Source organism: Gottfriedia luciferensis, assembly GCF_002156865.1.
GTDB classification, from domain to species: domain Bacteria; phylum Bacillota; class Bacilli; order Bacillales; family Bacillaceae_G; genus Gottfriedia; species Gottfriedia luciferensis.
Map to the genome: position 1 here is coordinate 69,691 of NZ_NCTA01000009.1, position 25,007 is coordinate 94,697.

23 protein-coding genes are annotated in these 25,007 nt (G+C 31.3%); 4 read left to right on the plus strand and 19 right to left on the minus strand.

The annotated features are described in order from the left end of the window. Window positions 1–145: 145 nt before the first annotated feature. Together B7R67_RS09105 and B7R67_RS09110 are read right to left on the minus strand one after the other, a co-directional pair. A complete protein-coding gene (locus B7R67_RS09105; RefSeq protein ID WP_088069657.1) occupies window positions 146–1,672 on the minus strand; it encodes an ABC transporter permease/substrate-binding protein in 1,527 nt (508 codons plus the stop codon). Window position 1,673: 1 nt separating this feature from the next. Continuing rightward, window positions 1,674–2,426 (minus strand): ABC transporter ATP-binding protein, encoded by a 753-nt coding sequence (locus B7R67_RS09110; RefSeq protein WP_088069659.1) that lies wholly within the window; start codon window positions 2,424–2,426, stop codon window positions 1,674–1,676. A gap of 216 nt (window positions 2,427–2,642) precedes the next feature. On the opposite strand from B7R67_RS09110, the gene brnQ reads away from it, so the two are divergent. Further along, complete coding sequence (gene brnQ / locus B7R67_RS09115; protein ID WP_088069661.1) at window positions 2,643–3,977, plus strand: branched-chain amino acid transport system II carrier protein; 1,335 nt, start codon at window positions 2,643–2,645, stop codon at window positions 3,975–3,977. 114 nt (window positions 3,978–4,091) lie between these two features. Here brnQ and B7R67_RS09120 read toward each other — a convergent pair whose 3' ends face one another. After that, window positions 4,092–5,264, minus strand: coding sequence for an alpha-hydroxy-acid oxidizing protein (locus tag B7R67_RS09120; protein ID WP_088069663.1), 1,173 nt, complete (start codon window positions 5,262–5,264; stop codon window positions 4,092–4,094). Between the two features lie 172 nt (window positions 5,265–5,436). On the opposite strand from B7R67_RS09120, the gene B7R67_RS09125 reads away from it, so the two are divergent. After that, on the plus strand, window positions 5,437–5,913 hold the full coding sequence (locus B7R67_RS09125) for a nucleoside deaminase (RefSeq protein ID WP_088069665.1): 477 nt from the start codon (window positions 5,437–5,439) through the stop codon (window positions 5,911–5,913). 69 nt (window positions 5,914–5,982) lie between these two features. Here B7R67_RS09125 and B7R67_RS09130 read toward each other — a convergent pair whose 3' ends face one another. The 5 genes from B7R67_RS09130 to B7R67_RS09150 all read right to left on the minus strand — a co-directional run bounded on the left by B7R67_RS09130 (window position 5,983) and on the right by B7R67_RS09150 (window position 9,969). Then, complete coding sequence (locus tag B7R67_RS09130) at window positions 5,983–6,645, minus strand: flagellar brake protein (protein ID WP_158095057.1); 663 nt, start codon at window positions 6,643–6,645, stop codon at window positions 5,983–5,985. A 76-nt stretch (window positions 6,646–6,721) separates the two neighbouring features. Further along, the gene (locus B7R67_RS09135; RefSeq protein ID WP_088069669.1) at window positions 6,722–7,174 is read right to left on the minus strand and encodes a YkvA family protein; all 453 of its coding nucleotides are present in this window, start codon (window positions 7,172–7,174) and stop codon (window positions 6,722–6,724) included. Window positions 7,175–7,324: 150 nt separating this feature from the next. Continuing rightward, window positions 7,325–8,947, minus strand: coding sequence for an ABC-F family ATP-binding cassette domain-containing protein (locus B7R67_RS09140; RefSeq protein ID WP_088069671.1), 1,623 nt, complete (start codon window positions 8,945–8,947; stop codon window positions 7,325–7,327). A gap of 109 nt (window positions 8,948–9,056) precedes the next feature. Next, entirely contained in the window at window positions 9,057–9,695 is a 639-nt protein-coding gene (locus B7R67_RS09145; RefSeq protein WP_088069673.1) for an SdpI family protein, read from the minus strand. Window positions 9,696–9,711: 16 nt separating this feature from the next. Then, window positions 9,712–9,969 carry an autorepressor SdpR family transcription factor gene (locus tag B7R67_RS09150; RefSeq protein ID WP_088069674.1) on the minus strand — a complete coding sequence of 86 codons (258 nt, stop codon included), beginning with the start codon at window positions 9,967–9,969 and terminating at the stop codon, window positions 9,712–9,714. A 432-nt stretch (window positions 9,970–10,401) separates the two neighbouring features. Here B7R67_RS09150 and B7R67_RS09160 point away from each other — a divergent pair, with 432 nt between their 5' ends. Further along, entirely contained in the window at window positions 10,402–11,586 is a 1,185-nt protein-coding gene (locus B7R67_RS09160) for an alanyl-tRNA editing protein (protein ID WP_088069679.1), read from the plus strand. A gap of 151 nt (window positions 11,587–11,737) precedes the next feature. Then, a complete protein-coding gene (locus B7R67_RS09165) occupies window positions 11,738–12,958 on the plus strand; it encodes an MFS transporter (protein WP_088069681.1) in 1,221 nt (406 codons plus the stop codon). Window positions 12,959–13,409: 451 nt separating this feature from the next. On the opposite strand, the gene B7R67_RS09170 is transcribed toward B7R67_RS09165, so the two are convergent. The 11 genes from B7R67_RS09170 to B7R67_RS09220 form a co-directional block, all read right to left on the minus strand. Then, window positions 13,410–13,709 (minus strand): SMI1/KNR4 family protein, encoded by a 300-nt coding sequence (locus B7R67_RS09170; RefSeq protein WP_088069683.1) that lies wholly within the window; start codon window positions 13,707–13,709, stop codon window positions 13,410–13,412. Between the two features lie 231 nt (window positions 13,710–13,940). Then, on the minus strand, window positions 13,941–14,201 hold the full coding sequence (locus B7R67_RS09175; RefSeq protein WP_088069685.1) for a DUF1294 domain-containing protein: 261 nt from the start codon (window positions 14,199–14,201) through the stop codon (window positions 13,941–13,943). 20 nt (window positions 14,202–14,221) lie between these two features. Next, the gene (gene ybaK / locus B7R67_RS09180) at window positions 14,222–14,698 is read right to left on the minus strand and encodes a Cys-tRNA(Pro) deacylase (protein ID WP_088069687.1); all 477 of its coding nucleotides are present in this window, start codon (window positions 14,696–14,698) and stop codon (window positions 14,222–14,224) included. 32 nt (window positions 14,699–14,730) lie between these two features. Then, complete coding sequence (rarD, locus tag B7R67_RS09185; protein WP_088069689.1) at window positions 14,731–15,666, minus strand: EamA family transporter RarD; 936 nt, start codon at window positions 15,664–15,666, stop codon at window positions 14,731–14,733. A 24-nt stretch (window positions 15,667–15,690) separates the two neighbouring features. Continuing rightward, complete coding sequence (locus B7R67_RS09190; protein WP_088069691.1) at window positions 15,691–17,130, minus strand: MDR family MFS transporter; 1,440 nt, start codon at window positions 17,128–17,130, stop codon at window positions 15,691–15,693. 136 nt (window positions 17,131–17,266) lie between these two features. Continuing rightward, the gene (gene msrA / locus B7R67_RS09195) at window positions 17,267–17,785 is read right to left on the minus strand and encodes a peptide-methionine (S)-S-oxide reductase MsrA (protein ID WP_088069736.1); all 519 of its coding nucleotides are present in this window, start codon (window positions 17,783–17,785) and stop codon (window positions 17,267–17,269) included. Window positions 17,786–18,040: 255 nt separating this feature from the next. Then, entirely contained in the window at window positions 18,041–19,753 is a 1,713-nt protein-coding gene (locus B7R67_RS09200; RefSeq protein WP_088069693.1) for an FTR1 family iron permease, read from the minus strand. 9 nt (window positions 19,754–19,762) lie between these two features. Beyond that, window positions 19,763–21,013, minus strand: coding sequence for an iron uptake transporter deferrochelatase/peroxidase subunit (efeB, locus tag B7R67_RS09205; protein ID WP_088069695.1), 1,251 nt, complete (start codon window positions 21,011–21,013; stop codon window positions 19,763–19,765). A gap of 1 nt (window position 21,014) precedes the next feature. Continuing rightward, a complete protein-coding gene (gene efeO, locus B7R67_RS09210) occupies window positions 21,015–21,863 on the minus strand; it encodes an iron uptake system protein EfeO (protein ID WP_088069697.1) in 849 nt (282 codons plus the stop codon). A gap of 583 nt (window positions 21,864–22,446) precedes the next feature. Beyond that, window positions 22,447–23,757 carry a D-arabinono-1,4-lactone oxidase gene (locus B7R67_RS09215; protein ID WP_407920387.1) on the minus strand — a complete coding sequence of 437 codons (1,311 nt, stop codon included), beginning with the start codon at window positions 23,755–23,757 and terminating at the stop codon, window positions 22,447–22,449. Next, window positions 23,745–24,920 carry an amino acid deaminase/aldolase gene (locus B7R67_RS09220; RefSeq protein ID WP_088069701.1) on the minus strand — a complete coding sequence of 392 codons (1,176 nt, stop codon included), beginning with the start codon at window positions 24,918–24,920 and terminating at the stop codon, window positions 23,745–23,747. The genes B7R67_RS09215 and B7R67_RS09220 overlap by 13 nt, the downstream gene beginning before the upstream one ends. Window positions 24,921–25,007 lie beyond the last annotated feature (87 nt).

A 25,007-nucleotide genomic window follows, 5' to 3' on the forward strand; every position in this document is an offset into this window, starting at 1 on the left:
TCAAAAAAAGTATTCATTAAAAAACAATTGAAATTTCTTTTACTTAGAACAAATTATTATTCAGATTGAAAGACAAATTCATAAAAACATCGTCTTTTAAGATTTAATTCAATTAGCCTAAAAAGTAATAATCAACAAGTTTCAGTTATTTTAATAAGCCTTCTTTTTTCAAAAATTCTTTTGCTACACTTTCTGCAGATTTCCCATCTACATTCACCTTAAAATTCATTTCTCTCATTTCTTCATCGGATATTTTGCCTTCTAATTTGTTTAATACTTTTTCAATTTTTGGATACTTTTCAAGTGTATCTTTTCTCAAAAGTGGTGCACATTGATATGGTGGAAATAATTCTTTATCGTCCTTTAGCACTTTCATATCATAACTTTGAAGTTCACTATCTGTAGAGTATGCGTCGATAATTGTGATGTCCCCTGTTTGAATGGCTTGATATCTTAACTTAGGCTCCATCGTTTTTAAATTTTGAAAATGTAAACCATATAATTTTTGCAGTCCTAAATATCCATCCTCACGATCTGTAAATTCTAATGTGAATCCAGCTTTTAGTTGATTTTCAAATTTAGCTGCATCTGAAATTGATTCAATCCCAAATTGTTTAGCGGTTTTTAAAGGCACAGCTAATGCGTAAGTGTCATTAAATTTCATTGGTTCCAAATAACTTAAATGATATTTTTTTGCTAAACCTTTTTTAGCTTGTTCATATACCTCATTTGCATTATTACTTATTGCTTTTTCTTTTAAAAAGGTCGATACAGCAGTACCTGTGTATTCTGGATAAATATCAATATCACCTTTTTTTAATGCATTAAATACAAATGTTGTTTTACCAAAGTTCGGCTTAACCTCAACTTTTAAATTTGTATCGTTTTCAATCATTAATTTATACATATTCATAATAATTTCTGGTTCCGCTCCTAATTTTCCAGCTATTACAATATCTGTTTTATTCCAGGATTTAATTGTTAATGGAGAAAATAATAAAACTAATATGATAAAACAAGATGTAATAATTCTTAATGAGAAGCTTTTAAAACTAGACCTTTCGATTATTCTTAATATAAAATCAAAAAGTATTGCTAATAATGCAGATGGAATAGCTCCTAAAATAATAAGATTCATATCGTTTCGATCGATTCCAAGTAAGATTAAGCTACCTAAGCCTCCAGCACCAATAAGAGCTGCAATTGTTGCTGTTCCTACAATGATTACCATTGATGTACGAATACCTGCCATTATAACGGGCAATGCCAATGGTAATTCGACCTTAAAAAGTCTTTGTACATTATTCATACCTAACCCGGTTGCAGCTTCAAGTAAAATTGGATCAATTTCCTTTAATCCCGTATATGTATTACGTAGAATTGGTAATAATGCATATACACTTAATGCAATAACAGCTGGTACTTTTCCAATTCCTACTAATGGAATCAAAATACCTAGTAGTGCTAATGATGGAATGGTTTGAATAATCGCTGTTGTACCAATGACATATTCCGATAAAACTCTTTTTCTTGTTAAATAAATCCCAGTAGGAACTGCTAAAAAAATCGCTATGATTAATGCAAAAACTGAAATTTGTATATGTTCTAATAATGCAGTAAGCAATTGTTCCTTTCTATTGACAAGCGTAGTTGTAAAGGATGAGAAAATCATTTCAGATTCCCTCCTTGACTACGTTTTTTTCACGATAATTTTGAAGAAATTGTTCTACAAATTGATTGATTGGATTATTTAAAAGTTCATTTTTAGTACCTATCTGTACTAGTTCCCCTTCATGCATAATACCAATTCGATCCCCTAAAAAAAATGCTTCGTCTAAATCATGTGTAACAAGAAGTATTGTTTTATTGATTTTATTTTTTAATACTTTCAGATCTTTTTGTAATTCTATTCTTGTTACTGGATCTAATGCACTAAAAGGTTCATCCATTAAGATTAAGTTAGGCTCTCCTGCTAAAGCACGTGCGACACCTACTCGTTGTTGTTGTCCACCAGATAATTCTGAAATCGATCTTTTACTAAATTCCAATGGATTTAATTTTACTAATTCTAACAGCTCTGCAACTCGTGCTTTGATTTGAGTTTTATTCCATTTTTTTAATTCAGGAACAATCGAAATATTTTCCTCAACATTTAAATGTGGAAATAAAGCAATTTGTTGAATTACATATCCGATTTCTCTTCTGAATTTGTGCTGATCATAATTTTTAATATTTTTATCATCATACAAAATAACTCCATCTGTTGCTTGGATTAATCGATTTAATAATTTAATCGTCGTCGTTTTCCCACAGCCACTTGGTCCAATCAATACGAAACATTCATTTTTTTGAATTGAAAATGATAAATCTTGAACAGCATATTTCCCATTCTTATATTTAAATGATACATCTTGGAATTGAATCATTTTTGTCCTCCCATTTAAAAATATCTATAAATATATATAGTTAGAGGACAAGTTTTGTTATGCTTTATGCCTAAAATAATTAGGACATTCGAATAATCTTTAATCATTTTTCGAAACTTATTCGAACTTTTTAAGTTTTTGTAGTAAATAGATTTATTTTTTGTTAGAATGAAAAAATCATTTTTAAATTTGCAACTTATGCTTGAGGTGAATTATTTGAATACTTTAACAAAAAAAGAAATTATGTTTATTGGTTTTATGCTTTTTTCAATGTTATTTGGAGCAGGAAACCTAATTTTCCCAGCGTTTTTAGGACAAGCTGCTGGTGAAAACGTTTGGCAAGCAATTATCGGCTTTATTATTTCAGATGCTGGTCTTGCAATTTTAGCTTTTATCGCAATTGCAAAATCCGGTTCATTTGATACGTTGGTAAGAAGAGTTCACCCAATTTTTGCGCTATTATTTCCAATGGCAATTTATTTATCAATTGGACCAGGCCTAGCGATTCCACGTGCTGGTAGTCTAGCGTTTGAAATGGGTGTTAAACCATTTTTATCAGAATCATTAGCATCATCACCAATTGGGCTAATTCTATACACAATTGTATTTTTCAGTATCGTCTATTGGTTTGCTAAGTCACCTTCTAAATTAGTTGACAGATTTGGAAAAATTTTAACTCCAGCATTACTTATTTTAATCTTAATCGTTTTTATTAAAGCTTTATTTACAGATTTATCAAGTTTTAAAGCTGCTTCTTTAACTTACAAATCTAATCCAATTTCACAAGGATTTTTAGATGGTTATCAAACTATGGATGCAATTTGCGCCTTAATTTATGGGATAGTGTTCATTAATATTTTCCAACGATTAAACGTAACAAATCAGAAATTACAAATTAAATACTTAGTAATCTTTGGAATTATTTGTGGCTTATTACTTTCAATGACCTATTTAATAATTGGTTATTTAGGTGCATCGGCATCAATTACCGGTCAAGTTGAAAATGGCGCGATCGTATTAACAACAGTTTTACAGCAATTATTTGGTAATGGTGGAACAATCGTTTTAGGACTTATCTTTACATTAGCTTGTTTAAGTGTTTGCATTGGATTAATTACTTCATGCTCACAGTACTTTAACAGCATTTCCCCAAAATTATCATACAAAAAATGGGCAATTTTACTTTGTATCATCAGCGGTTTCGTTGCTAATTTAGGTCTATCTCAAATTTTAAAAGTATCTGTTCCAATTTTAGGACTTTTATATCCTATGGCAATTGCTTTAATTGCACTCGGACTTTTACACGATAAACTACCGTATAATAACAAACCGGTCTATCTCGTTACAATTATATTTGTAGGGCTTTTTAGTTTAATTGAAATAATCAATTCAACTTTTTTAAATAATAGCCTAAATCATTTATTATCATTTGTGCCAATGCAAACGAAAGGTTTTGGTTGGTTAATCCCTGGTATAATAGGTTTTGTGGTCGGATCTTGTATTGAAAAAATATTCGTAAAACAACATTCTGAAGTTCAAAAAGCTGCTTAAATCATTTAGATTACAGTATGTAAAAAAGCATGTAGATGTGAAGTTAATAAATCTCTTATCATCGTCAAAACAAAAACCTAATTAACATCATGTTAATTAGGTTTTTAATTGTGTTTATCGGTATGTTCGATCGATTTCTTTCACTAACAATGTAGGATTCAATTCACTTATTGATTTTTGTCCGGAAAGTGCCATTGTAAGATCAAAATCCGCAAGTATATTTCTCATTACTTGTAGAACTCCGTTTTTTCCTGCAAGTGCTAATCCGTACATGTAAGGTCTTCCAATTAAAACCGCATCAGCACCAATTGCTAATGCTTTATATACATCTGATCCTCTTCTAATCCCACTATCCATTAAGATCGGAAACTTACCTTTGAATTCACTACAAATACATTCTAATGCATCAAGCGTACTAATTGTTCCATCTACCTGTCTGCCACCATGATTGGAAACAATTATTCCATCCATACCATATTCGAGGGCAAGTTTAGCATCTTCCTTATGTAAAATTCCTTTTAGTAAAATTGGCAATTTCGTTTGTTGTCGTAAATACACTAAATCGTCCCATGTTAGTGAAGGATTCCCAAAAAGTTTTGTCCATAATAGAATAGCAGATTGCGGATCATCTTCAGGAGTTTTATTTAATCTTGAACGAAAAACCGGATCCTCTATATAGTTACCAATACCTTGTCCTTGTAGAAATGGTAGATAGGCGTTTTCGATATCTTTTTCTCTCCACCCCATAATTGAAGTATCGAGTGTAATAACGATCGCTTCATATCCATTTGCTTCTGCCCGCTTCATCATACTTGCAGCAATTTCCATATCACTGCTGCAATACAATTGATACCATTTCGGATTATCACCAATTACATTTGAAACTTTCTCTAAGGAGTATGTTGATGCTGTACTAGTAATATACGGTATTTTTAACTCTGCTGCAGCTTTAGCAGCTTCAAGCTCACCTTCTGGATGTGCAATTGACTGTACCCCGATTGGCGCAAATAGGATTGGTGAGTGATATGTTTTTCCGAATAAATTAACACTCATACCGCGTTCAGATACATTTCTCAGCATCCTAGGAACAATTTTCCATTTATCAAATGCTAATCTATTTTCATTCATCGAGCGCTCGCTACCCGCCCCACCTGCTATATAATAAAATGGACCTTCATCCAATTTTTCTTTGGCTAACATTTCTAATTCCTCGTATCGAACAGGAATTGCACTTTTTTTTCCACTTCCATATACTTGCAATTGAACATTATTTCCGAAATTATTCATTCGAAACACATCCTTAAAAATTTATGTAACCGTTTACTAATTCGAATGAACACATGTTTTATCCTTTAAATTCGTAATGAAAACATTCGACATTTCCTGCAAATCTTTTAGACATATTTTTCCTAATGTGTACATAAATTGTTTTATCTTTTAATTGAACGGTGGTGTTAACTTGAAACACACTGATTATATAAAACTAAGTGTAAGACTAGCTTATGAAAATTTACTAAATAAAAATGGCGGTCCATTTGGAGCAATAATTGTTCAAAATGGGAAAGTAATAGGCGCAGGAGTAAATGGTGTCACAACATTAAATGATCCAACTGCTCATGCAGAAGTACAAGCGATACGAAATGCGTGCCAAAATATAGGAAGCTTTTCACTAAAAGATGCCGTTTTATATACTAGCTGTGAGCCATGTCCAATGTGTTTAAGCGCAGCATATTGGTCAAGAATCTCAAACATTTACTATTTTTTTACAAAGGATGATGCAGCAAAGATTGGATTTGATGATGCACACATCTATAAAGAACTTTCGATTCCTTACGAAGACCGAACCATTCCTAGTAAACAAATAATGATTAATGTCAAAGATGATGAAAATCCTTTCATCGTTTGGACGAAAGATGATACGCATATAAATTATTAAAATAAGGTCAAATCTTTTTACAGGGCCAAAATAAAAAAGGTTGCCCTTTGTTACATGGCAACCTTTTTGTTATTTTCCATAGTTTAACGATTGTATATGAGCACGTTGTTGATCTAACGTGTACTTAATAATTTTTTGTCTAGATTGACTAGTTAAATCAGTAAACATTAATGAAATTAATTTTTTATCATCTATTTCAGACTCTTGAATTCTTACAATTTTTGATTCAGCATTGACTTCCTCTATTGATGTTCCAAATTTTAAAGTAATTTTTAACTGAACAATCTGATCAACTTTTACAGAGATCTTGTTGCTTACATTAATTGCGACTCCTCCAGCACTAATATCCTGTGTTAACGTTTCAAAAGGAGTAAATTCATCCTCCATAGGCATTACCTTAATTTCTGTAGAAGACGCAATTCGGAAAAATTTTCTACGTTGTTCAATCACTAATTGTGATTCATCAGGTTTTTCAAATACTAATACTCGTATATTACTTTTTTGTGAACTGATATAGTTTAGATGGCAAGTATATAGAGTTGATTTTTTTGAAAGAAAATAGACCTTATATTTCGTTTCCCTAATAAAAACTGCGTTTCTTCCTGTATTTTCATTAATAGGAATATCTAAATGAATAGAATGGTCAAGCAGATCAACCAATCTTGATTTGTAATAATTTACTTGATCATCTACAATTTCTTCGATATAGACTGTATCTCCAATTGATAACACACTGTACTTCCTTCCCATGCTTTAATATTCGTTGTATCAAAAGTACCACACATCTTTTATCGACATTCTCATTCAATTATTTATCTTTTAAATCAATTTCTTCTGTGGAAGTTTCAATTTCATCAATAATGATTTGTGCATTATTCTTTTCTTTCCATAATTTATATTTCTCTATATCTTTATTTAATTGTTTAAATGTATAAGCCAGAATTGTTGCATCATCTAAAAAACCTAGACCGATAATAAAATCTGGTATTGCATCAATCGGACTTACAAAATAAATTAAAGCACCAATCACTGTCAAAATTGATTTTGTTGAAATATCTCTATAACTTCCATTTACATATGCTTTAAATAAATCAATAAATAAATTAACTTTTTCCCAAGCTTCACCTAGTACTCCCTTTTTCTTTGGAGCTAAGAGCGCTTCTTTTTTCAATAATTGAGTAGATTTTTCTTTATTACCTAAATAGGACGAAGCTTTCTTTAAATATTTCTGAAAAAATGAGTTTTTATTTAAATCTGACATAAAATCGCCTCCATTTGTTATTAGTTTATCAAATCTGAATTCAAGTTAAAAGTACGAAGAAAAACCACTAATCTAAATGACTAGTGGTTTAAATTTAATAAAAGGAATATGTCTAAGGAATATATTCCTTAGCCCTCTATTCATAAAAGATTACATTTTATATAAAGCTTCAACTTGCTTTTGTAACTCACTATTCTCTAAAAACTCATCGTAAGTACATTCTTTATCAACTAAACCGTTTGGTGTAACTTCAATGATACGGTTCGCAATTGTTTGAATGAACTGATGGTCATGAGATGTGAATAAAGCCGTGCCTTTAAATGCAATGATACCATTATTTAATGCTGTAATTGACTCTAAGTCTAAGTGGTTAGTAGGATCATCTAATACTAATACGTTTGCACCGCTTAGCATCATTTTTGATAACATACAACGAACTTTTTCTCCCCCAGAAAGAACAGAAGCTTTTTTCATTACTTCTTCTCCAGAGAATAACATACGGCCTAAAAATCCACGTAGGAAACTTTCAGACTCATCTTGAGGAGAAAACTGACGTAACCATTCAATTAAGTTCATATCGCTTTTTTCAAAGAACTCAGAGTTGTCTTTTGGGAAAAATGCTTGAGATGTTGTAACACCCCATTTAAATGAACCTGAATCTGGTTCCATTTCACCCATTAAAATTTTAAATAATGCTGTAATTGCAACGTCATTTTTACCAACAAATGCAATTTTATCACCTTTATTTACTGTAAAACGTACATTATCTAATACTTTTTCACCATCAATAGTTTTTGAGATGCCTTCAACTGTTAATAAATCATTTCCAACTTCTCTCTCAGGCGTAAATCCAACGAATGGATAACGGCGAGATGATGGTCTAATATCATCAAGTGTAATTTTATCTAAAAGTTTTTTACGTGAAGTAGCTTGTTTTGCTTTTGAAGCATTTGAGCTAAATCGTGCAATAAACCCTTGCAATTCTTTAATTTTTTCTTCTTTTTTCTTATTTGCATCAGACATTAACTTTTGAGCTAATTGACTTGATTCATACCAGAAATCATAGTTACCAACATAAAGTTGAATTTTACCGAAATCTAAATCAGCCATATGTGTACATACTTGATTTAAGAAGTGACGGTCATGCGATACAACGATAACAGTGTTCTCAAAGTTAATTAAGAAGTTTTCTAACCATTGAACAGCTTTAATATCTAAGTTATTCGTAGGCTCATCTAGTAAAAGAATATCAGGTTGACCAAATAAAGCTTGTGCTAGTAATACTTTTACCTTCTCACCAGCTTGTAACTCAGCCATTTTTTTATAATGTAAATCCTCTGTAATTCCAAGACCTTTTAATAAAATTGCTGCTTCTGATTCTGCTTCCCAACCATTTAATTCAGCAAACTCACCTTCAAGTTCAGCAGCTTTCATACCGTCTTCTTCAGTGAAATCTTCTTTCATGTAGATCGCATCTTTTTCTTTCATTACTTCGAAAAGACGAGTATGACCCATGATAACAGTTTGAAGTACTTCAAACTCTTCATATTCAAATTGGTTTTGTTTTAAAACTGTTAAACGCTCACCTGGAGTTATACTAACATCACCAGTAGAAGGCTCAATCTCACCAGATAAAATTTTTAAAAAGGTAGATTTACCTGCACCATTAGCACCAATTAAACCGTAACAGTTACCTGGTGTAAACTTTATATTAACATCATCAAATAATTTTCTGTCCGCAAAACGCAAACTTACATTGCTTACTGTAATCATTTTATTCCTCCAACTCTTTTGCTCTACTCCTTACAATACCATATTTTTTAAGGAATTTAAAATCTTTCTATCATAAAATCAATAACTTTGAGTAATTTGAAATGATTATTTAGATTTTCATTTCCTTTTTAAAAATAAAATACGAGTAAATGATAGGGAATCCTACTAACAAAATGATTAAAGGAATGAATACGTAAGTTTTATAAGCAATCGGAATAAAGTATAAAAATAGAAAACAGAGCCCAATCAACATAAATAGTCTTCCACTAACACGATGTGTTTTTCTCCAAACTGATTCACTACTTAATGTCCAAGGCGTACGCACACCAATAAAATAATTTGATCGAACGTGAGGCAGATAATTGCCAAGTAGGATAAATAATAGCCCAATAAAGATAAAAACAAGTGATCCAATTTGAATGTTATAACCTAGACCATAATATAAAACACTTAAATTAATTAAAAAGAATAGAAAAAGCATTCCAGTCGTCATCAAATAAAAGCTTCTTTGAAAATATTTATAATTCTCTTTTCTAGGATCAATTTTAGGTGTAATGAAAGGCAACAAATAAACGAATAGCATGATGACATGTAATTCGATAAAAGTTTGTAATTTCGAATCGTAATTATTTACATGTCCTGAAATATCCCAATGAACTGGTAGTTTAGCTGGCAGATCTTGATAATTTATACTCCATAAAACGATTGAAATAATAAATAATAAAACCGCTATAAGATGCTTTTTCATCTTAATTCCCCTCTCCTTACTTTTCTTTAAAACTATAGGCCCAACTAATTATTTCTTGGAAAACAGTCATATTTAAAGAATAAATAATAAATTGACCTTTCTTTTCATCCAGGATGAGCTGTGCTGCCTTTAAGATTTTAAGATGTTGTGAAATGCTGGGTTTTGACATATCGAATTGTTCAGAAATTTCTCCTGCAGTTAAATCTTGTTCTTTTAATAAATCTAAAATTTTCCTCCGAGTTGGATCAGATAATGCTTTAAATAATTCATTCACATTTTACACCTCTGTAAAAAATTAAGTATTTAAGTAATTAACTAAATACTAAATTCCATTGTTTAAATTGTCAAATAGATAAAAACTAAACTATTCAGTTAAATAAGAAAGTTGATTTCCATTTCAGGATGCTCGCTTTTTTAAGAGCAGGAACAAGGAAAAGCAGGGAATAAGGAAAAGATAGTAAAGAATTTAGCGTATTTTAGATTTTCTCCTAATAATTCCCACCCATAATTATTTCCTGCCTTTTCCTGCTCTACCCTACCCTTAATGTTTCCCAGCCTTCCCTGCTTTCCTGCCTTTCCTGCCTTATATCTTTCCGTTTTCATTTAGATTCTATATAATTTAAGAAAATGATTGTTAAGTTATACTGTCGTTTAAAGCCATTATATTTAACAAACTCAATTAAATAAAAAATATAGAGGTATACAGATGAAAAATAAACTTTATTTTGAGGACCCTTCTTTAAAAAATTGGACAACTAGTGTTATTGATATAAGTGAAGTTGATGGAGTTTATCATGTTAAATTGGAGGATTCGGCCTTTTATCCTGAAGGTGGTGGTCAACCGTCTGATTTTGGTACAATTGATGGAATTAAAATTATTGATTTAATTGAAGATCATGATGAAGTTATTCATGTCTTAAAGGAAAAACCAACAAATACGCAAGTAAATTGTGAAATAGATTGGGAACGAAGAATTGATCATATGCAGCACCATAGTGGTCAACATTTACTTTCAGCAACGATTATTGAATTATTTGATATCCCTACAGTTAGTTTCCATTTAGGAAAAGAGACAGTTACGATAGATATAGATACACCCTCTCTTTCGAATGAACAGTTAATTCATATTGAACGATCGGTTTATGAAAAGATTCTTGCTAATATTGAAGTTAAAACCTATTTTGTAAATAAAGCTGAATTACATGCACTTCAGCTTCGTAAATTACCTAAAGTTGAAGATAATATAAGAATTGTTGACATTTTACATACAGATGTATCTGCATGTTGTGGTACACACGTAAAGCAAACTGGTGAAATTGGCTTAATAAAATTAATAAAAACAGAAAAAGTTAGACAAACTACACGTCTTCATTTTAAATGTGGCTATAGAGCATTAGAAGAAATTCAGAAGACTAGTAAAACAGTAACAAGTATTAATCAATTATTTAACTCACATACTGAAATGTTAATAGATAAAGTCGAGCAATCTATTAATGAATTAAAAGAAGCGCAAAAAGAAATCGAGAAAATGAAAGAAACGATTTTTGACTCAATTTCTAACGAGTTACTATTAAATGCATCGAATGATCTTATTATTAAATCCTTTAAAGAAGAATCAGTAAAAGACTTACAATTACTCGCAAAGTCCATTCAGGCTAAAAAGCCATCATTACTTGCTTTTTCAACTGAAAAAGAGAATAAATTGTTATTAATAAATCAACTTAAAAATGATGTACACTGTGGTGAACTGATTAAGAATTTACTAAAACAGGTCGAAGGAAAAGGAGGTGGCGGTGCTCAGCAAGCACAGGCTACATTTGAAACTTCAACCCAATTAAATGAAGCAGTAAATTCGTTAAAAAGTATGTTTCATTCTCAGGTAAATGCTTAATTCATCTTAATATCAAATTATTCTAACTTAAGTAGGAGCATTCGCTTCTACTTTTTTATTTTATCCATCGATTTTACATAGTCTTTTTTTTCTATTGATGAGATAATAGATTTTGTCGAATTATATTATGGGGAGATGGGGAGAAATTTTTATGTTGAAAAACCGAAACGTGTGGATCGTTTTAATCGGTGAATTTGGAGCTGGTATAGGTCTCTGGTTCGGAATAATTGGAAATTTAGAATTTATGCAAAAACATGTTCCTTCTGATTTCTTTAAATCGTTAATTCTTTTTTTCGGTTTATTAGCAGGAGTTATTGTTGGTCCATTGGCTGGGCGTTTGATTGATCAATATTCAAAGAAAAAGATTTTATTAATTAGTGGTTTAGGTCGTACTTTAAGTGTAATCCTTATGTTTTTTGCAATCCAATATGAAAGTATACCGTTCATGGTCTTATTTTTAATTATGTTGCAAATTTCTGCTGCTTTTTACTTTCCAGCCCTTCAATCTGTGATCCCCATGATTGTGAAAAACGAACAGTTATTGACATTAAATGGGATTCATATGAATATTTCTACCATTTCAAGAATAGCTGGTACATCAATAGGTGGAATTTTAGTTGTATCAACTAGTCTAACAAACGTATATGGAATGAGCATGCTAGCATATGCATTTTTATTAATTATGACATTCTTTTTACGAATTGAAGAATCAACGATAAAAACAATTAAAGTAGAAAAAACAAAAAAATCTAAATCTAATAAAGGTTTTGGGGAAATATTCTCTCTTATAAGAAAAAATCCAACAATCTTAAATTTATTTATCTTAAATCTAATCCCAGTACTATTTCTTGGTGGATTTAATTTAATAGTAATCGAAATTAGTGAAATTCAACATGATCCTTCTATTAAAGGACTTATTTATACATTTGAAGGAATCTCATTCATGATAGGGGCATTCGTTATTAAACGTTTAACGATAAAGTTTACTAATACGCAATTATTATACTGTTCGACATTTTTAGTAGCTTTTGCTCAGCTTTCACTATTTTTTGCAAATCATCATTGGACGACACTGATCTCATTTGCCATTTTCGGATTTGCAGTTGGTTGCTTCTTCCCTGTATGTTCTACTGTTTTCCAAACGTCAATTGACAAAGCTTATCATGGTCGACTTTTCTCATTTAGAAGTATGTACGACAGAGTAACTTTTCAAATCGTGCTATTAGGGACAGGATTATTTTTAGATACAATAGGTTTACGCTATATGGTTTTAATTTTTGGTACAATTTCACTCTTAATTCTTGCTAGATTATTGTATATGGACAAAAAATCTAATGCCAAATTAGAGAATAAACAAAATTTATCAATTTAAAATAAAAAGTATGAATTCAAATCGAATTCATACTTTTTAATGTGTTCAAATAGTTAACGGTCAATATGAAAAAAGGTCATTATTGAACATTATTGATTTAAATTTTGTATTTTTGATGTTCTATTAATGAATATAAATATTAATATGTATTGAGCGATATTTGTAACTCCTTCAAACTCATACTAGTTTTTAGAAAAATGAATTGAAATCTTATAAAACGATTTTTTTGAATTTGTCTTTATTAAAGAATATTTTAAATCGTTTTTTAATAATTACTTTTATTTAAAGTATAAGTTGATTGGAACGAAAGGATGATCGACTCCTATGGGAAATGCGGAAAGGCTAAAGACCCCGCAGGCTTGCCGAGGAGGCTCAGGTTTCGCCCCATGGAAAGCGAGCATACTGTAGTGGAAATGAACATCACTCAACTTACTTTACGAAAATTTGCTAATCAATACCCATATGTAGCTAAAAACTCATTCACACTTGGAAAAAGCGTTACAACTTCCCACTTTCGTTCAAATTCATAGGCAGTACAAACTTCTCCTGATTCCTCGTTAATAAAAATGACATCATCCGTTTCATCGTCGAAACCAATGATTAACCAATTGTCATTCCATTGTATTTTTTTACTTAAGTCTTTTTTAGCTTCGTTTAAATCTTCTTCTTTAATAAAATAAATTGTCATATTTTCATTTGAAACTTCATCGATCCCTAAACCTTTAATTCTTGAATACCATTCATTTACCATATATTAGTTCCCCACTTCCAATAAGAAAGCCTGTATCACCAAAGTGATAACAGGCTAACTGATTTACTTTTGTGCTTTTTTTGATTCAGATAAATTTGATTTATCTTCATAATTCGGTTGTCTTTTACCTGAATTATTTGATTTTCCGCCATTACCTCGTCCCATTCTTTTCGCCTCCTTCAATTGTCATAAAAATATTTTATACAATTAAAGAAAGTCTATCCTTCCTATTTATAAGAAGAAAAAATAGAACACAAATTGGATAAATAAGATAATCCAATAACCGAAAACAAATTTTGGATGCTTTGTTTTATGTCTAAAATAATACATTCCCAAAATAGAACCAATCGAACCTCCGATTATAGCCAACAAAAATAAAATGCGTTCTGGAATTCTCCACGCTTTTCTTTTTGCCTTAGATTTATCGACACCCATTATTACAAATGAGAAAATGTTTACAATTACTAAATATAAAATAAAATACCCTGCCATTTGATCCCTCATACACTCGGTTATTTTGAAATTTTTGCTATTTTACTACGAGTTGTTTGTATTAAATCATTTACATTCAATTGAATTTGTATACCTATTTTGCCTCCACTAACAATAATCTCTTCTATATTATTAACAGATTCCTCAATAAAAGTAGGATATTGCTTCTTCATTCCAATCGGTGAACAACCACCTCGAACATAACCAGTATTAGCTAAAAGATCCTTTACTGGTAGTAAATCTACTTTCTTTTCTCCAGCTGCCTTTGCCGCTAATTTTAAATCCAGTTCTTTTTCAACTGGTATGACAAATACATAAACCGCTTTAGATTGACTGATCGACACAAGTGTTTTATAAACGAATTGTGGATCTTTATTAATTTTGTTTGCTACAGAAACACCATCAATCTTACCATCATTTGAATCATAATTTAAAGTTGTATAACTAATTTTTTTTGAATCTAAAATTCTCATTGCATTCGTTTTACTTACAGCCATTGTTACTCCTTCCAAAGCTACAGATTATATTATTAAGCAGATATTGATTGCTTTTTATTTCGCTTTTTAAGTTTTTGTTCAATTGATTTCATAAACGGTGTAGCTGACAAAGCAAATACAATACAAGCTACCCAAATAAATGAAAATGATACAAAATCCTTCTTTGTAAAACTTTCATCGTATAATAAAACCCCTATCATTAAACTAATCGTGGGTGATATGAACTGTAAAAATCCAACATAAGTATACGGAATTAATTGTGCTGCTTTTCCAAAAAATAACAATGGAATGATCGTTACTAAACCTGCACCTACAATTAACATCTGCTCAATCGGAGCACTTTGTATAAGTCCCGCTTGGCCTTTATATGATAGAAAACCAAAATATAACAAAGCAACAGGGAAAATTAATAATGTTTCAATTGTAAGGCTTAAAAAAGCATCGATTTTAAGAATCTTCTTCAATAATCCATAAAAAGCAAATGTTAACGATAAAAGGATTGCGATAATTGGTAATGTACCTGACATGATTGTTAAATACCCTACTCCGATTGCAGCTAAACAAACTGATACAATTTGCCAAATCGATAATGTTTCTTTTAATACTAAAACACCTAAAATAATACTAACTAAAGGATTAATATAATAGCCTAAACTCGCATCAAGAATATGATTTGAATTGACAGCCCAAATATAAATTAACCAATTGGAACTAATTAATAGTGAAATCACAATCATTGAAACTAAAACCTTCTTATTACTTACAATTTGATTCCAAGTCACTTTAAATTGCTTTAATTTTTTTGTAAGAAGAATGAAAAGTAGTAAAGTTACAAAAGACCAGATAATACGATGTGTTAATATTTCAAAAGGTGAAATATCTTGAATTAGTTTCCAATAGATCGGTAATACTCCCCATACCACGTATGCTAGAACACCGTACATAACCCCTTTAAGTGTGTTGTTCATTCTCTCCCAGCTCTCTATATTAATTTAATGTGCTATTTCTACCTTTTTTTCTTCAGATTGTTCGGACGGCAAAAATAATACGAAAATAAACGTAATGATACTAAAGACTGCCATAAATAAAGTAATGATTTCAAAACCAGCTGTTACTGCCTTTACATTAGACATGTGATTCATTTGATTTTGAGCGTTAAGAACTAATTTATGGCCATTCAATACTTCAGATGCCTTAATTGTAAAGATCGTTCCTAACACCGCTACCGAAATTGTCTGAGAAAAAGTATTTAAAAAAGAATTTGCAGCAATAGCTATACCCCTTTGATTCATTTCTACTGCTGAAGAAATTAAAATCATATAAATCGGAAACGATAATCCAAAGCCAAGTCCTAAAAATGCATTAAATGGATATATTAATATTTTCGAACCGTGGAAAAAATTCATTCCTAATGCTCCGATTATACATAAAAAAGTACCGATCATGATTATACTTTTTGCTTTCATTTTCTTTATAAATCGACCAGATAAAAATGAGCCTAATGTCCAAGCGAATGAAAGTGGAATTAACATTAATCCTGACTCTGTCGCACTTAGTCCAAACACACTTTGATTATAAACTGGTAAATAGACTTCGATGGAAATTAGAAGTGCATGTGCAATAAACATTGCTGCATATGTTACGACTAAATTACGAATTTTGAACAGAGAAAGTGGTAATAATGGTTCCTTTGCTCTTGTTTCAAAATAAAGAAATAATCCAAATAAAATGATAGCAAATGCAAATAAAAATAATAAGTTTGGAGAAGTCCAGTTATGTTGCTCTCCCCCTACAACTAAAGCATATAAAGCTGACAAAGTACTTAAGATAAATAGAATGGATCCTAAATAATCAATCGAAATTGTATTTTTACGTTCAATTTTTTGGTGATAATATTTCCAAAATAGAACTGTAGAGATAATCCCGAATGGAAAATTAATAAAAAAGATATAACGCCAAGAAATGAAGTCTACAAAAAATCCTCCAACTAGTGGTCCAATCACACTTGAAACTGCCCATACAGCACTAATATACCCTTGTACTTTAGCCCTTTCTTGGTATGGATATAAATCACTTATAACTGTCATCGTTAAAGGTAATGCAGCTCCTGCACCAAGACCTTGAATTGTACGAAATAAAATTAATTGTCCCATATTTTGCGAAAAACCACATAATACTGAACCTAATATAAATAAAATGATGCCAAACATTAATAGATTTTTGCGACCATATAAGTCAGATAGTTTCCCATAGATCGGTGTTGTAACCGTCATCGCCAACATATAAGCTGCAAAAATCCAACTCATTAACTTAACACCTGATAATTCTGTCGTAATGGTTGGGCTAGCCGTCGTAATAATTGTCCCTTCAATTGCAGACAATGTAACAGCTACCAACAAACCAATCGTCACCAACCTCCGATTTGTTTCCATATTATACCTCCGTTCTAAAGCAAGAGTAAGGATAGACAGTTTATGGTCGTATTCATATCTCTGATGCCTTTGCTGCCCTTCACTTCTTCTGTTTAAAAATAATAGAAGCTCTTATGGAGCTTCTATTCTATCTCGCCTACTTCTTCCAATTCTCTTCTATAAATTCGTCTCTTCCAGACATAGCTCGATCTTCTTTATAGTGTTTTGGATTTTTTTTATGATAGTCTTGGTGATATTCTTCAGCCTCATAAAATGTAGATGCTTGGATAATTTCGGTTACAATTGGTTTCTTGAAAATCTTGCTTTCCATTAACTTTTGTTTTGATTCTATTGCTTCATTAAGCTGGGATTCATTATGAACAAAGATTGCAGCTCGGTATTGTGAACCTCTATCTTGAAATTGTCCATCTGGATCTGTTGGGTCGATTTGAGGCCAAAATAATTCTAATAATTTTTTGTATGAGAATAATTCATCATCAAACGTGATTTGAACAACTTCATAATGACCTGTAGTTCCCTTTTTAACTTCTTCATATGTAGGATTTTCTAACTCCCCACCCATATAACCTGAAACGATACCATGTATACCAGGTAAATCCTCAAACGGTGTTACCATACACCAAAAACAACCGCCTGCAAACGTAGCTTTTTGAATCATATTAAATCCTCCTTACATTGCCTAGTTTACATAATGTTATTATGTAAAACCCTCATAATTCTTTAACCTTATCTTATCTCTTTTAAAAGAATTTTTAAATATTTTAGCTCAAAATTTTCCATTATTTTAACTACCCTAAAATTGGCAACTATATCCTATTTCTACACCTCTTCCAATTAATACTTTCTAATATAAAAAAACAGACACTAATTGTCGATACAAATGACAATTATGTCTGTAATTTCAACCATTTTAAGCTGCAACTGATTTATTATGGTTAATAATTCTCGTTCCAACAAATAACCAAATTACAAATAGTAATAAAATGATTTGTGGAATGATACTCTCTAGGGATGGATAGATTCCTAATTTAGGGACTGTTGGAAAAATCGTACTCATATGATCAGGCAAATAGCCGATTCCTTGTAATGCATGAATACTTTGACCAATGAATTTAAACGTTAAGTAATAAATACATAAACTTGCAATTGTGAAAAATGGTTTTAAAGGAATGATTTTACTACCTTTTAGGATAAAGATTCCAATTATTACAAGCAAAATGATTCCACCTGCAAATCCAGTAACCAATTCTTTCGTTGTTATTGAAGAACTCATACCAATATAAAAAACAACTGTTTCGGCACCTTCTCTAAAAACTGCAAAAAATGAAAGTAAACTTAATGAAAGGATTCCTCCACCTGCAATCGCTGCTTTCGCTTTATCTTTCATCTTATTTCCATATTCTTGTTGACGAGATTGTTTATGCAACCATAAGCCAACAGTTAACATAAAAATAACAGCTATCAGACCCGAGACTCCTTCAATTAATTGATTACTAATGCCAGCTGAGATTTTTGATAATAAGAACTGGAATAATAAACCTGCTACTAAACTAGCTAGTATACCACAGGCACCACCAACGAAAATCCACTTACGCGCTGATTCTTGCTGGCCTTTTGACACTAATGCTAGTAAAGCAGAAATAATAATTAAAGCCTCTAACCCTTCACGAAATACAATTGTCCCTGCATCAAACATCGTATAAGATGTTTTTTTCGTAGCTAAGTTTAAATTATTCTGGATTTGTTTTAAAGTTTTTAGAGTTGTCACTGATTTAGGCTTTTCAGTTAATTGTGTTAATGCAATCGATGTATCATTTTCAATCTTTTTATATAGTTCCATTGAATTTGATTGAACCATTACCTCTACATAAGGCCAATCTTGAATAAATTCATTAAATGTAATTTGTGCTTTCTCTGAATCATTTGATTTTACAAAATTAATTGTTTGATTGACTAGATTAATTGCTTTTTCAATGCTTACCTCTTTCGTTGATTCACTACTTGGATTATTCAAAACAACAATTAATTTACTAAAAGAATCATTTACTTTTGTAATGGAAGGTTTTTCAGTAAACAAAGTTGATCTAGAAGTAATCATATTCGCTTCGATTGAGCCATAAAATCCGCTGTTAGCTCTTCTAATATCATTTTCTACTTTAGACCACTCAGCTTCAAAAAGCTTATACTCTGATTTTGCTTCGGCCCATTTTGATTCATTTGAGAAAGATTTAACATTATTTAAATGAGAGACTAGTTTAGTCAGATTAATCTGTGAAAGATCTTTTTTAATATTTGTATTCTCAATCCACTTTTCAGTTTCAAAAGCAATCGAACGGATATCAGTTTTTACTGTTATAAGATTATTTTGATCAAAATCCTTTATGTCTTGATCGACAAGTTTATTTAATTTTGACGTTTTATTCTCATTTTTAATTAAATCTTTTATCGCGATTAAATCTGTTTTCACTTTATCTTTTTCACCATTTTTAACTTCTGTTAATGAGTTGCCAATATGTGAAAGTACTTGTTCTTGTACATCAGTTTCAGCGAATGTTTTATGGAACGGACTAACGATTAAACTAAAAAATAGTAAGCTTACTATTAAAAGACTAATTTTTTTCATACAATTCACCTAGAGTAATCCTTCACCAATATAGCTTCCGTTCTTAACTCCAGGGAAGCATGCAAAAACGGCACTACCATTATGTTCAATATATTCGTTCAATAAATCCATTTTTGCTAATTTATCTTGCATTGGAATAAATTGTTTTTCTATGTCTCTTTGGAAACTAACAAATAGTAAGCCTGCATCTAGTTTTCCCGTTCTGATATCAAGTCCGTCCGTATATGAATAAGATCTTCTTAAAATTTTTATTTTTCCTTTTCCTCTTGCTAAAGCAACATGTGAATCTGCAGGAATCAATAATTTCCCGTTATCATCTGTTTTCTTTATATCTACTTTTGCAAATTCATCCATTTCACCTATTGGTGCACCAGTTGCTCTGTGACGTCCAAATGTTTGTTCTTGATCTAGCAAAGAACTGCGATCCCATTCCTCAACACGAATTCGAATACGTCTTGCAACTAGATAAGAACCGCCTGATAGCCAAGCGGGACCATCACCATTTTGTACCCAAATATGTTTATTCATTTCTTTTTCATCTTTTGTATCTGGATTTCCAGTTCCGTCTTTGAATCCCATTAAGTTCCTTGGTGTACTACCTGATGGATCTGCACTTGAAGAACGTTGGAATCCATGTTGCATCCACTTTAAACTAACAGTTCCACGGCCAATACGAATCAAGTTTCTTAAGCCATGAAAGGAAACTTGTTGATCGTTTGCACAAACTTGAATCACGATGTCCCCACCGTTCCATTCATCGCTTAAATTATCACCAGAGAAATGGGGTAAATCTTTTAATTGAGATGGTTTAATCGATTGAATCGATAATTTATCAAAAAAAGTTGGACCAACTCCGAATGTAAATGTCAGTTTCATTGCTTGAAGCCCGATTGCTTCTCCTGTATCAATTGGTGGAGAAGAAGGAAAATCTGAATCCCCTAATGATTTTCCTTCGCTCAATAAAGCTGCCGCCTCAGTCCATTTTTTAAATAAATTTTTGACATCTGCTTTTAATGAAGTTTCTAGGTTAAATGACGCCAAATACATGAAATCTTGAGCAGGAGTTAGTATACCTTGTTGATGTTTCCCATAAAATGGAAGTATTTCGCTAGCATCAGCCCTTGAAGGTGAAAAGAAATTGGATACTTTTTCACTTGCAGCTTCAATACCTGTTGCTCCGATAAGAAGTCCTGCTCCACCTACTCCAATTAATTTAAGTGCATCTCTCCTAGAAACTTTATTTGTTTCTAATTTACTCATATTATTTAACTCCTAATGCTGATCCAACTTGAGAAATCGGCTCTGCTAATGCATCTACTTGTTGTGCTAATTTTTTTACTTCATCTTCTTTTAGCTGTTTGTAATCAACGTATTGATCACCTTTTTTATAAGTATTTAAAGATGTCATTAATTCATTGAATCGTTTTTGAATTGTTGAAGCTAAATCAGCATCTTTTTCTTTTAATTTATCATTTAATAATTGAATAATTTTATCTGAACCTTCCACGTTTGCAGCAAAATCGGCTAAATCAGTATGAGAATATCGCTCTTCTTCACCAGTAACTTTTGAAGATGAAACTTCATTTAATAGTTCCACAGGACCCGTTACAAATAATACTGGATCAATTTCGGCTGTCTCTACTTTTGCTCTTAAATAGTTAGCATCCTTCATTAGTTGATCTGTATATTTTTCAAGACCTTTTGTTGTATTTTGAACCCAAAGTACTTGTTCAATTTTATGGAAACCAGTCCATTCATTAGCTGGTACATCGCCTTCACGCGCATCAATTTTTGGATCTAAGTCACCAAAGGATTCTGCAACTGGCTCGATTCTTTCGTAATATGAACGACTAATTGGATATAAGCGTTTTGCTTCATCTATATTACCTGCGTTAATTGCATCAACGAATTTTTGAGTGCTTGATACGAATTCTTCAGTTTGTGATACTACAAAATCTCTATAACTATTAATCTCAGCATCTAAGTTTATTTTTGCTTCAACTTTTGTTTCTTTTTTTACATTGCTAGCTTCTTCGGCTTTTTGTCCGCAACCAGTCATCATTAAGCTTGTTGCAATTGAGAGTGCAATGATTGATGTTTGTTTCTTCATGAAAATACCCCCGCAAATCGTTAATTGAATCTATGTAGTTGATATTGATAACTATTATCATTATCAATGATAATATAATTGATAATTATTTTCAATAAGAAATTTAATAAAGACGTGATTTAAAAAATCTTTTAATATCATTTTGTTGTATGGAACCATGATATTCGTTGATTTCCACTACAGGATTCTCGCTTTCCATGGGGCGTGAGCTGAGCCTCCTCGGCAAGCCTGCGGGGTCTCAGCCTTCCCGCATTTCCCATAGGAGTCGAGCTTCCTTTCGTTCCAATCTTAATCTTCTTAAAAAAGTAGGTTCTTTAAAATTATATAGAATAACTTTACAATTTCATTTATTTTTCAGTTGGCAAGTTTTATTGAAGTATACACAGGTAAAGATTTTAAATTTATTACATAGAATTTGAAAATAAGATATTCACTACTAATTTGTACTATAAAATTATTGAAACAAAAAAGACGTAATTTCATATTTGAAATCACGTCTTTTCAAAATTGCTAATGATTATTCAAACTAGTAATTTCTTTATATAAAGGTATTATCAATAATAACCAACACTTTAATAATTTATTATTCAATTTCAAATAATTTAGTAAGGTAAGCGTTTACAAAGATGTTGTTTTTGTCTATTTCTTTTCTCATGTTTAGGAAATTTGGTAGGAGTGGATATAAATTTAGTAGTTTTTCTCTGTTCATTGTGTGCATTTTACCCCAATGTGGTCTACCGTTATAGCTTTGTAGGATTTCTTCTATTCTTTTAAAATATTCGTGATGAGGCATTCCTTTGTACATGTGTATTGCGATATAGGCTGAATCCCTCATGGAGGCAGGACTTATTAGAAAATTGTCTTTTTTTACAAATCGACATTCTATGGGGAAGTGAACGTTAAATTGTTTTTGGATTATTTCTTCTTGAATTTCCGAAGTAGCATCTTTCATATGTTCAGCTGGTATGCTGTATTCCATTTCATTGAATTTTACAGTTCTAATCGTAGCGAATAATTCATGGCTTGGTCCGATCATACTTGAACTTGGCACACTACTTGCACTAATTTTGCTAATTTGATGACTACTTTTTGGAAAGTTTCTACTAAACTCACTTAATAACCAAAATGCTTTATTTTCAATGGTCGCAACTTTCCATTTCTCATATTTATATGAATGCTTTTTTGATCTAGTTTGGTTCATCATTTTAATTTGAACATTTTCTGAATATGGAAATAAGTAAAACTCAAAATGTTCATACTCATTTTTGTATTTTTCAAGATTACTAGACAATTCCCTAAAATTTACTTTTTTACTTTCGTAACGGTATGTTGTGGCAGGTTTTATCCTAATTTTTAGTTTTACAACAATCCCCATTAAGCCTAGTGATACACCTATTGCTCTATAAAAATCTGTGTTTTTTGTTTTTGAACATTCTAGTACATCGCCTGTTGGTAAAACAATCGTCATCATTTCAATTTGCGTTGCCAAAATTCCATGTGAAATTCCTGTGCCGTGAGTACCGGTTAAAAAAGCTCCTGCAACTGATTGAACATTAATATCTCCTAAATTTTCTTGTGAATATCCAGCTTCATATAATTCATGTCCTAATTGCTCTAATTTAGTGCCAGCCCAAATCTCGGCAATCTGAGCTTCTTTATCAATTGAAATAATCCCATTTAAACGATCTAATGAAATTAAGTAATCGTTTGTCGCAATTAAAGGAGTGAAAGAGTGACTAGACCCTACTACTCTTATTTTCTTTTTTTCACTATTCGCTTTTTTAACAATCGTTACGATTTCATCAATTGTTGAAGGATACATTACTTCTTTAGGATTAAATTTTACACTTCCAGACCAATTTTTCCATAGCATACTACTTTTCATAGGAAGCACCCCCTATCACCCCTATATGTTGAAAACTGGTCAATAATTTTATTTTGACTAACTACAAATAAATGAGAAAATCGTTCGGCAATCTCCCCAGCTTTACTAGGCCTAAAAAGGATGGCATCACCAATCTCCAATTTTTCATTACCCGAGTAGAATACAGGAGTTTGTACCTCGCCAGCCCCTTCTAATGGGAGTAATTTACAATTTTTTGGAGAATACGGAGTTGGTAATTTTTCTTTGCCAACAGCACCCGACGCGATAAACCCTCCACTTGTACAAGTAAATAGTTTATCCGCTGGTTTACGGATAATTGGTAATGCAAATCCAATCGCTGGTTTATATTGAAAATTTCTATATTCATCAAATAACGTTGGTGCATAAAAGCCTGAACCGACTGTCACTTCAGTCACGACCTTTTCTTTTGAAGTCGATTCAAGACTTCCAGTTCCCCCACCATTTACAAACTCAAGATGATATCCATCTTTTTCAATGTATTTAACAATCTCTTTCCGTTTATTAGCTATTTCATTTAAAGATTTCTTTTTTAAGTATTGAATAACTTTATTTTTCAAAAATCGATTTTTTGCATCATCGCCTACTCCGGCAATTTGTGCCTCATATCCCATAATTCCTTCAAGTCTTACATTTAACGACTGTAAGATTTGCGTTAGCAAAGGTACTAAATCCTTCGTTTCTTTTATAGGTGAACGTCTCACGCCAAAATGGAATCCATAAAATGAAGTACTCATATCAATATCGATACATAATGGAAAAACTACATCATTTTTTGCTGCAATCTTTTCAATTAAATTGATTTGCTCCTTTTCATCAACCATACAAATGATCTTTTTACCTTTTTTTATTTGCGAAGCAATTTTAGTTAAACCTTCTAAATCAACAGTTGGATACCCTAATAGTAAATTATCAAAACCAACTTCAGCTAAAAAATCAGCTTCATGAGGGTTGTAACACATTAGACCTTCAAAACATTTATTTCGTTCTAATATGAATTTTAAAACTTGTACACAACGAATTGATTTTGTAGCAATTCTTATTTTCTTCCCATTTGCATGTTTTGCAATATGATCCACATTTTGTACAAAAGCATCCCAATCTAAAAAAGCACATGGCATAGACAATTTAGAAAATACCGATCGATCGACCATTTATTCACCTATCCCGTAGCATTTTATTATTACTTTATGCAATACATAATTTAATAAGAATAAAAAAAATTACATAGAATATGCTCC

Excerpts from the sequence above, each read along its gene's own strand:
- B7R67_RS09140 (WP_088069671.1), bottom strand. The coding sequence starts at position 8,947 with ATGATTACAGTAAGCAATGTAAGTTTGCGTTTTGCGGACAGAAAATTA.
- B7R67_RS09135 (WP_088069669.1), bottom strand. The coding sequence starts at position 7,174 with ATGTCAGATTTAAATAAAAACTCATTTTTTCAGAAATATTTAAAGAAA.
- B7R67_RS09170 (WP_088069683.1), bottom strand. The coding sequence starts at position 13,709 with ATGGTAAATGAATGGTATTCAAGAATTAAAGGTTTAGGGATCGATGAA.
- efeB (WP_088069695.1), bottom strand. The coding sequence starts at position 21,013 with ATGAGTAAATTAGAAACAAATAAAGTTTCTAGGAGAGATGCACTTAAA.
- B7R67_RS09145 (WP_088069673.1), bottom strand. The coding sequence starts at position 9,695 with ATGAAAAAGCATCTTATAGCGGTTTTATTATTTATTATTTCAATCGTT.
- B7R67_RS09175 (WP_088069685.1), bottom strand. The coding sequence starts at position 14,201 with ATGGCAGGGTATTTTATTTTATATTTAGTAATTGTAAACATTTTCTCA.
- ybaK (WP_088069687.1), bottom strand. The coding sequence starts at position 14,698 with ATGGCTGTAAGTAAAACGAATGCAATGAGAATTTTAGATTCAAAAAAA.
- efeO (WP_088069697.1), bottom strand. The coding sequence starts at position 21,863 with ATGAAGAAACAAACATCAATCATTGCACTCTCAATTGCAACAAGCTTA.
- rarD (WP_088069689.1), bottom strand. The coding sequence starts at position 15,666 with ATGAACAACACACTTAAAGGGGTTATGTACGGTGTTCTAGCATACGTG.
- B7R67_RS09110 (WP_088069659.1), bottom strand. The coding sequence starts at position 2,426 with ATGATTCAATTCCAAGATGTATCATTTAAATATAAGAATGGGAAATAT.
- B7R67_RS09220 (WP_088069701.1), bottom strand. The coding sequence starts at position 24,920 with ATGGTCGATCGATCGGTATTTTCTAAATTGTCTATGCCATGTGCTTTT.
- B7R67_RS09105 (WP_088069657.1), bottom strand. The coding sequence starts at position 1,672 with ATGATTTTCTCATCCTTTACAACTACGCTTGTCAATAGAAAGGAACAA.
- B7R67_RS09190 (WP_088069691.1), bottom strand. The coding sequence starts at position 17,130 with ATGGAAACAAATCGGAGGTTGGTGACGATTGGTTTGTTGGTAGCTGTT.
- B7R67_RS09120 (WP_088069663.1), bottom strand. The coding sequence starts at position 5,264 with ATGAATAATTTCGGAAATAATGTTCAATTGCAAGTATATGGAAGTGGA.
- B7R67_RS09200 (WP_088069693.1), bottom strand. The coding sequence starts at position 19,753 with ATGAAAAAAATTAGTCTTTTAATAGTAAGCTTACTATTTTTTAGTTTA.
- B7R67_RS09165 (WP_088069681.1), top strand. The coding sequence starts at position 11,738 with ATGTTGAAAAACCGAAACGTGTGGATCGTTTTAATCGGTGAATTTGGA.
- B7R67_RS09160 (WP_088069679.1), top strand. The coding sequence starts at position 10,402 with ATGAAAAATAAACTTTATTTTGAGGACCCTTCTTTAAAAAATTGGACA.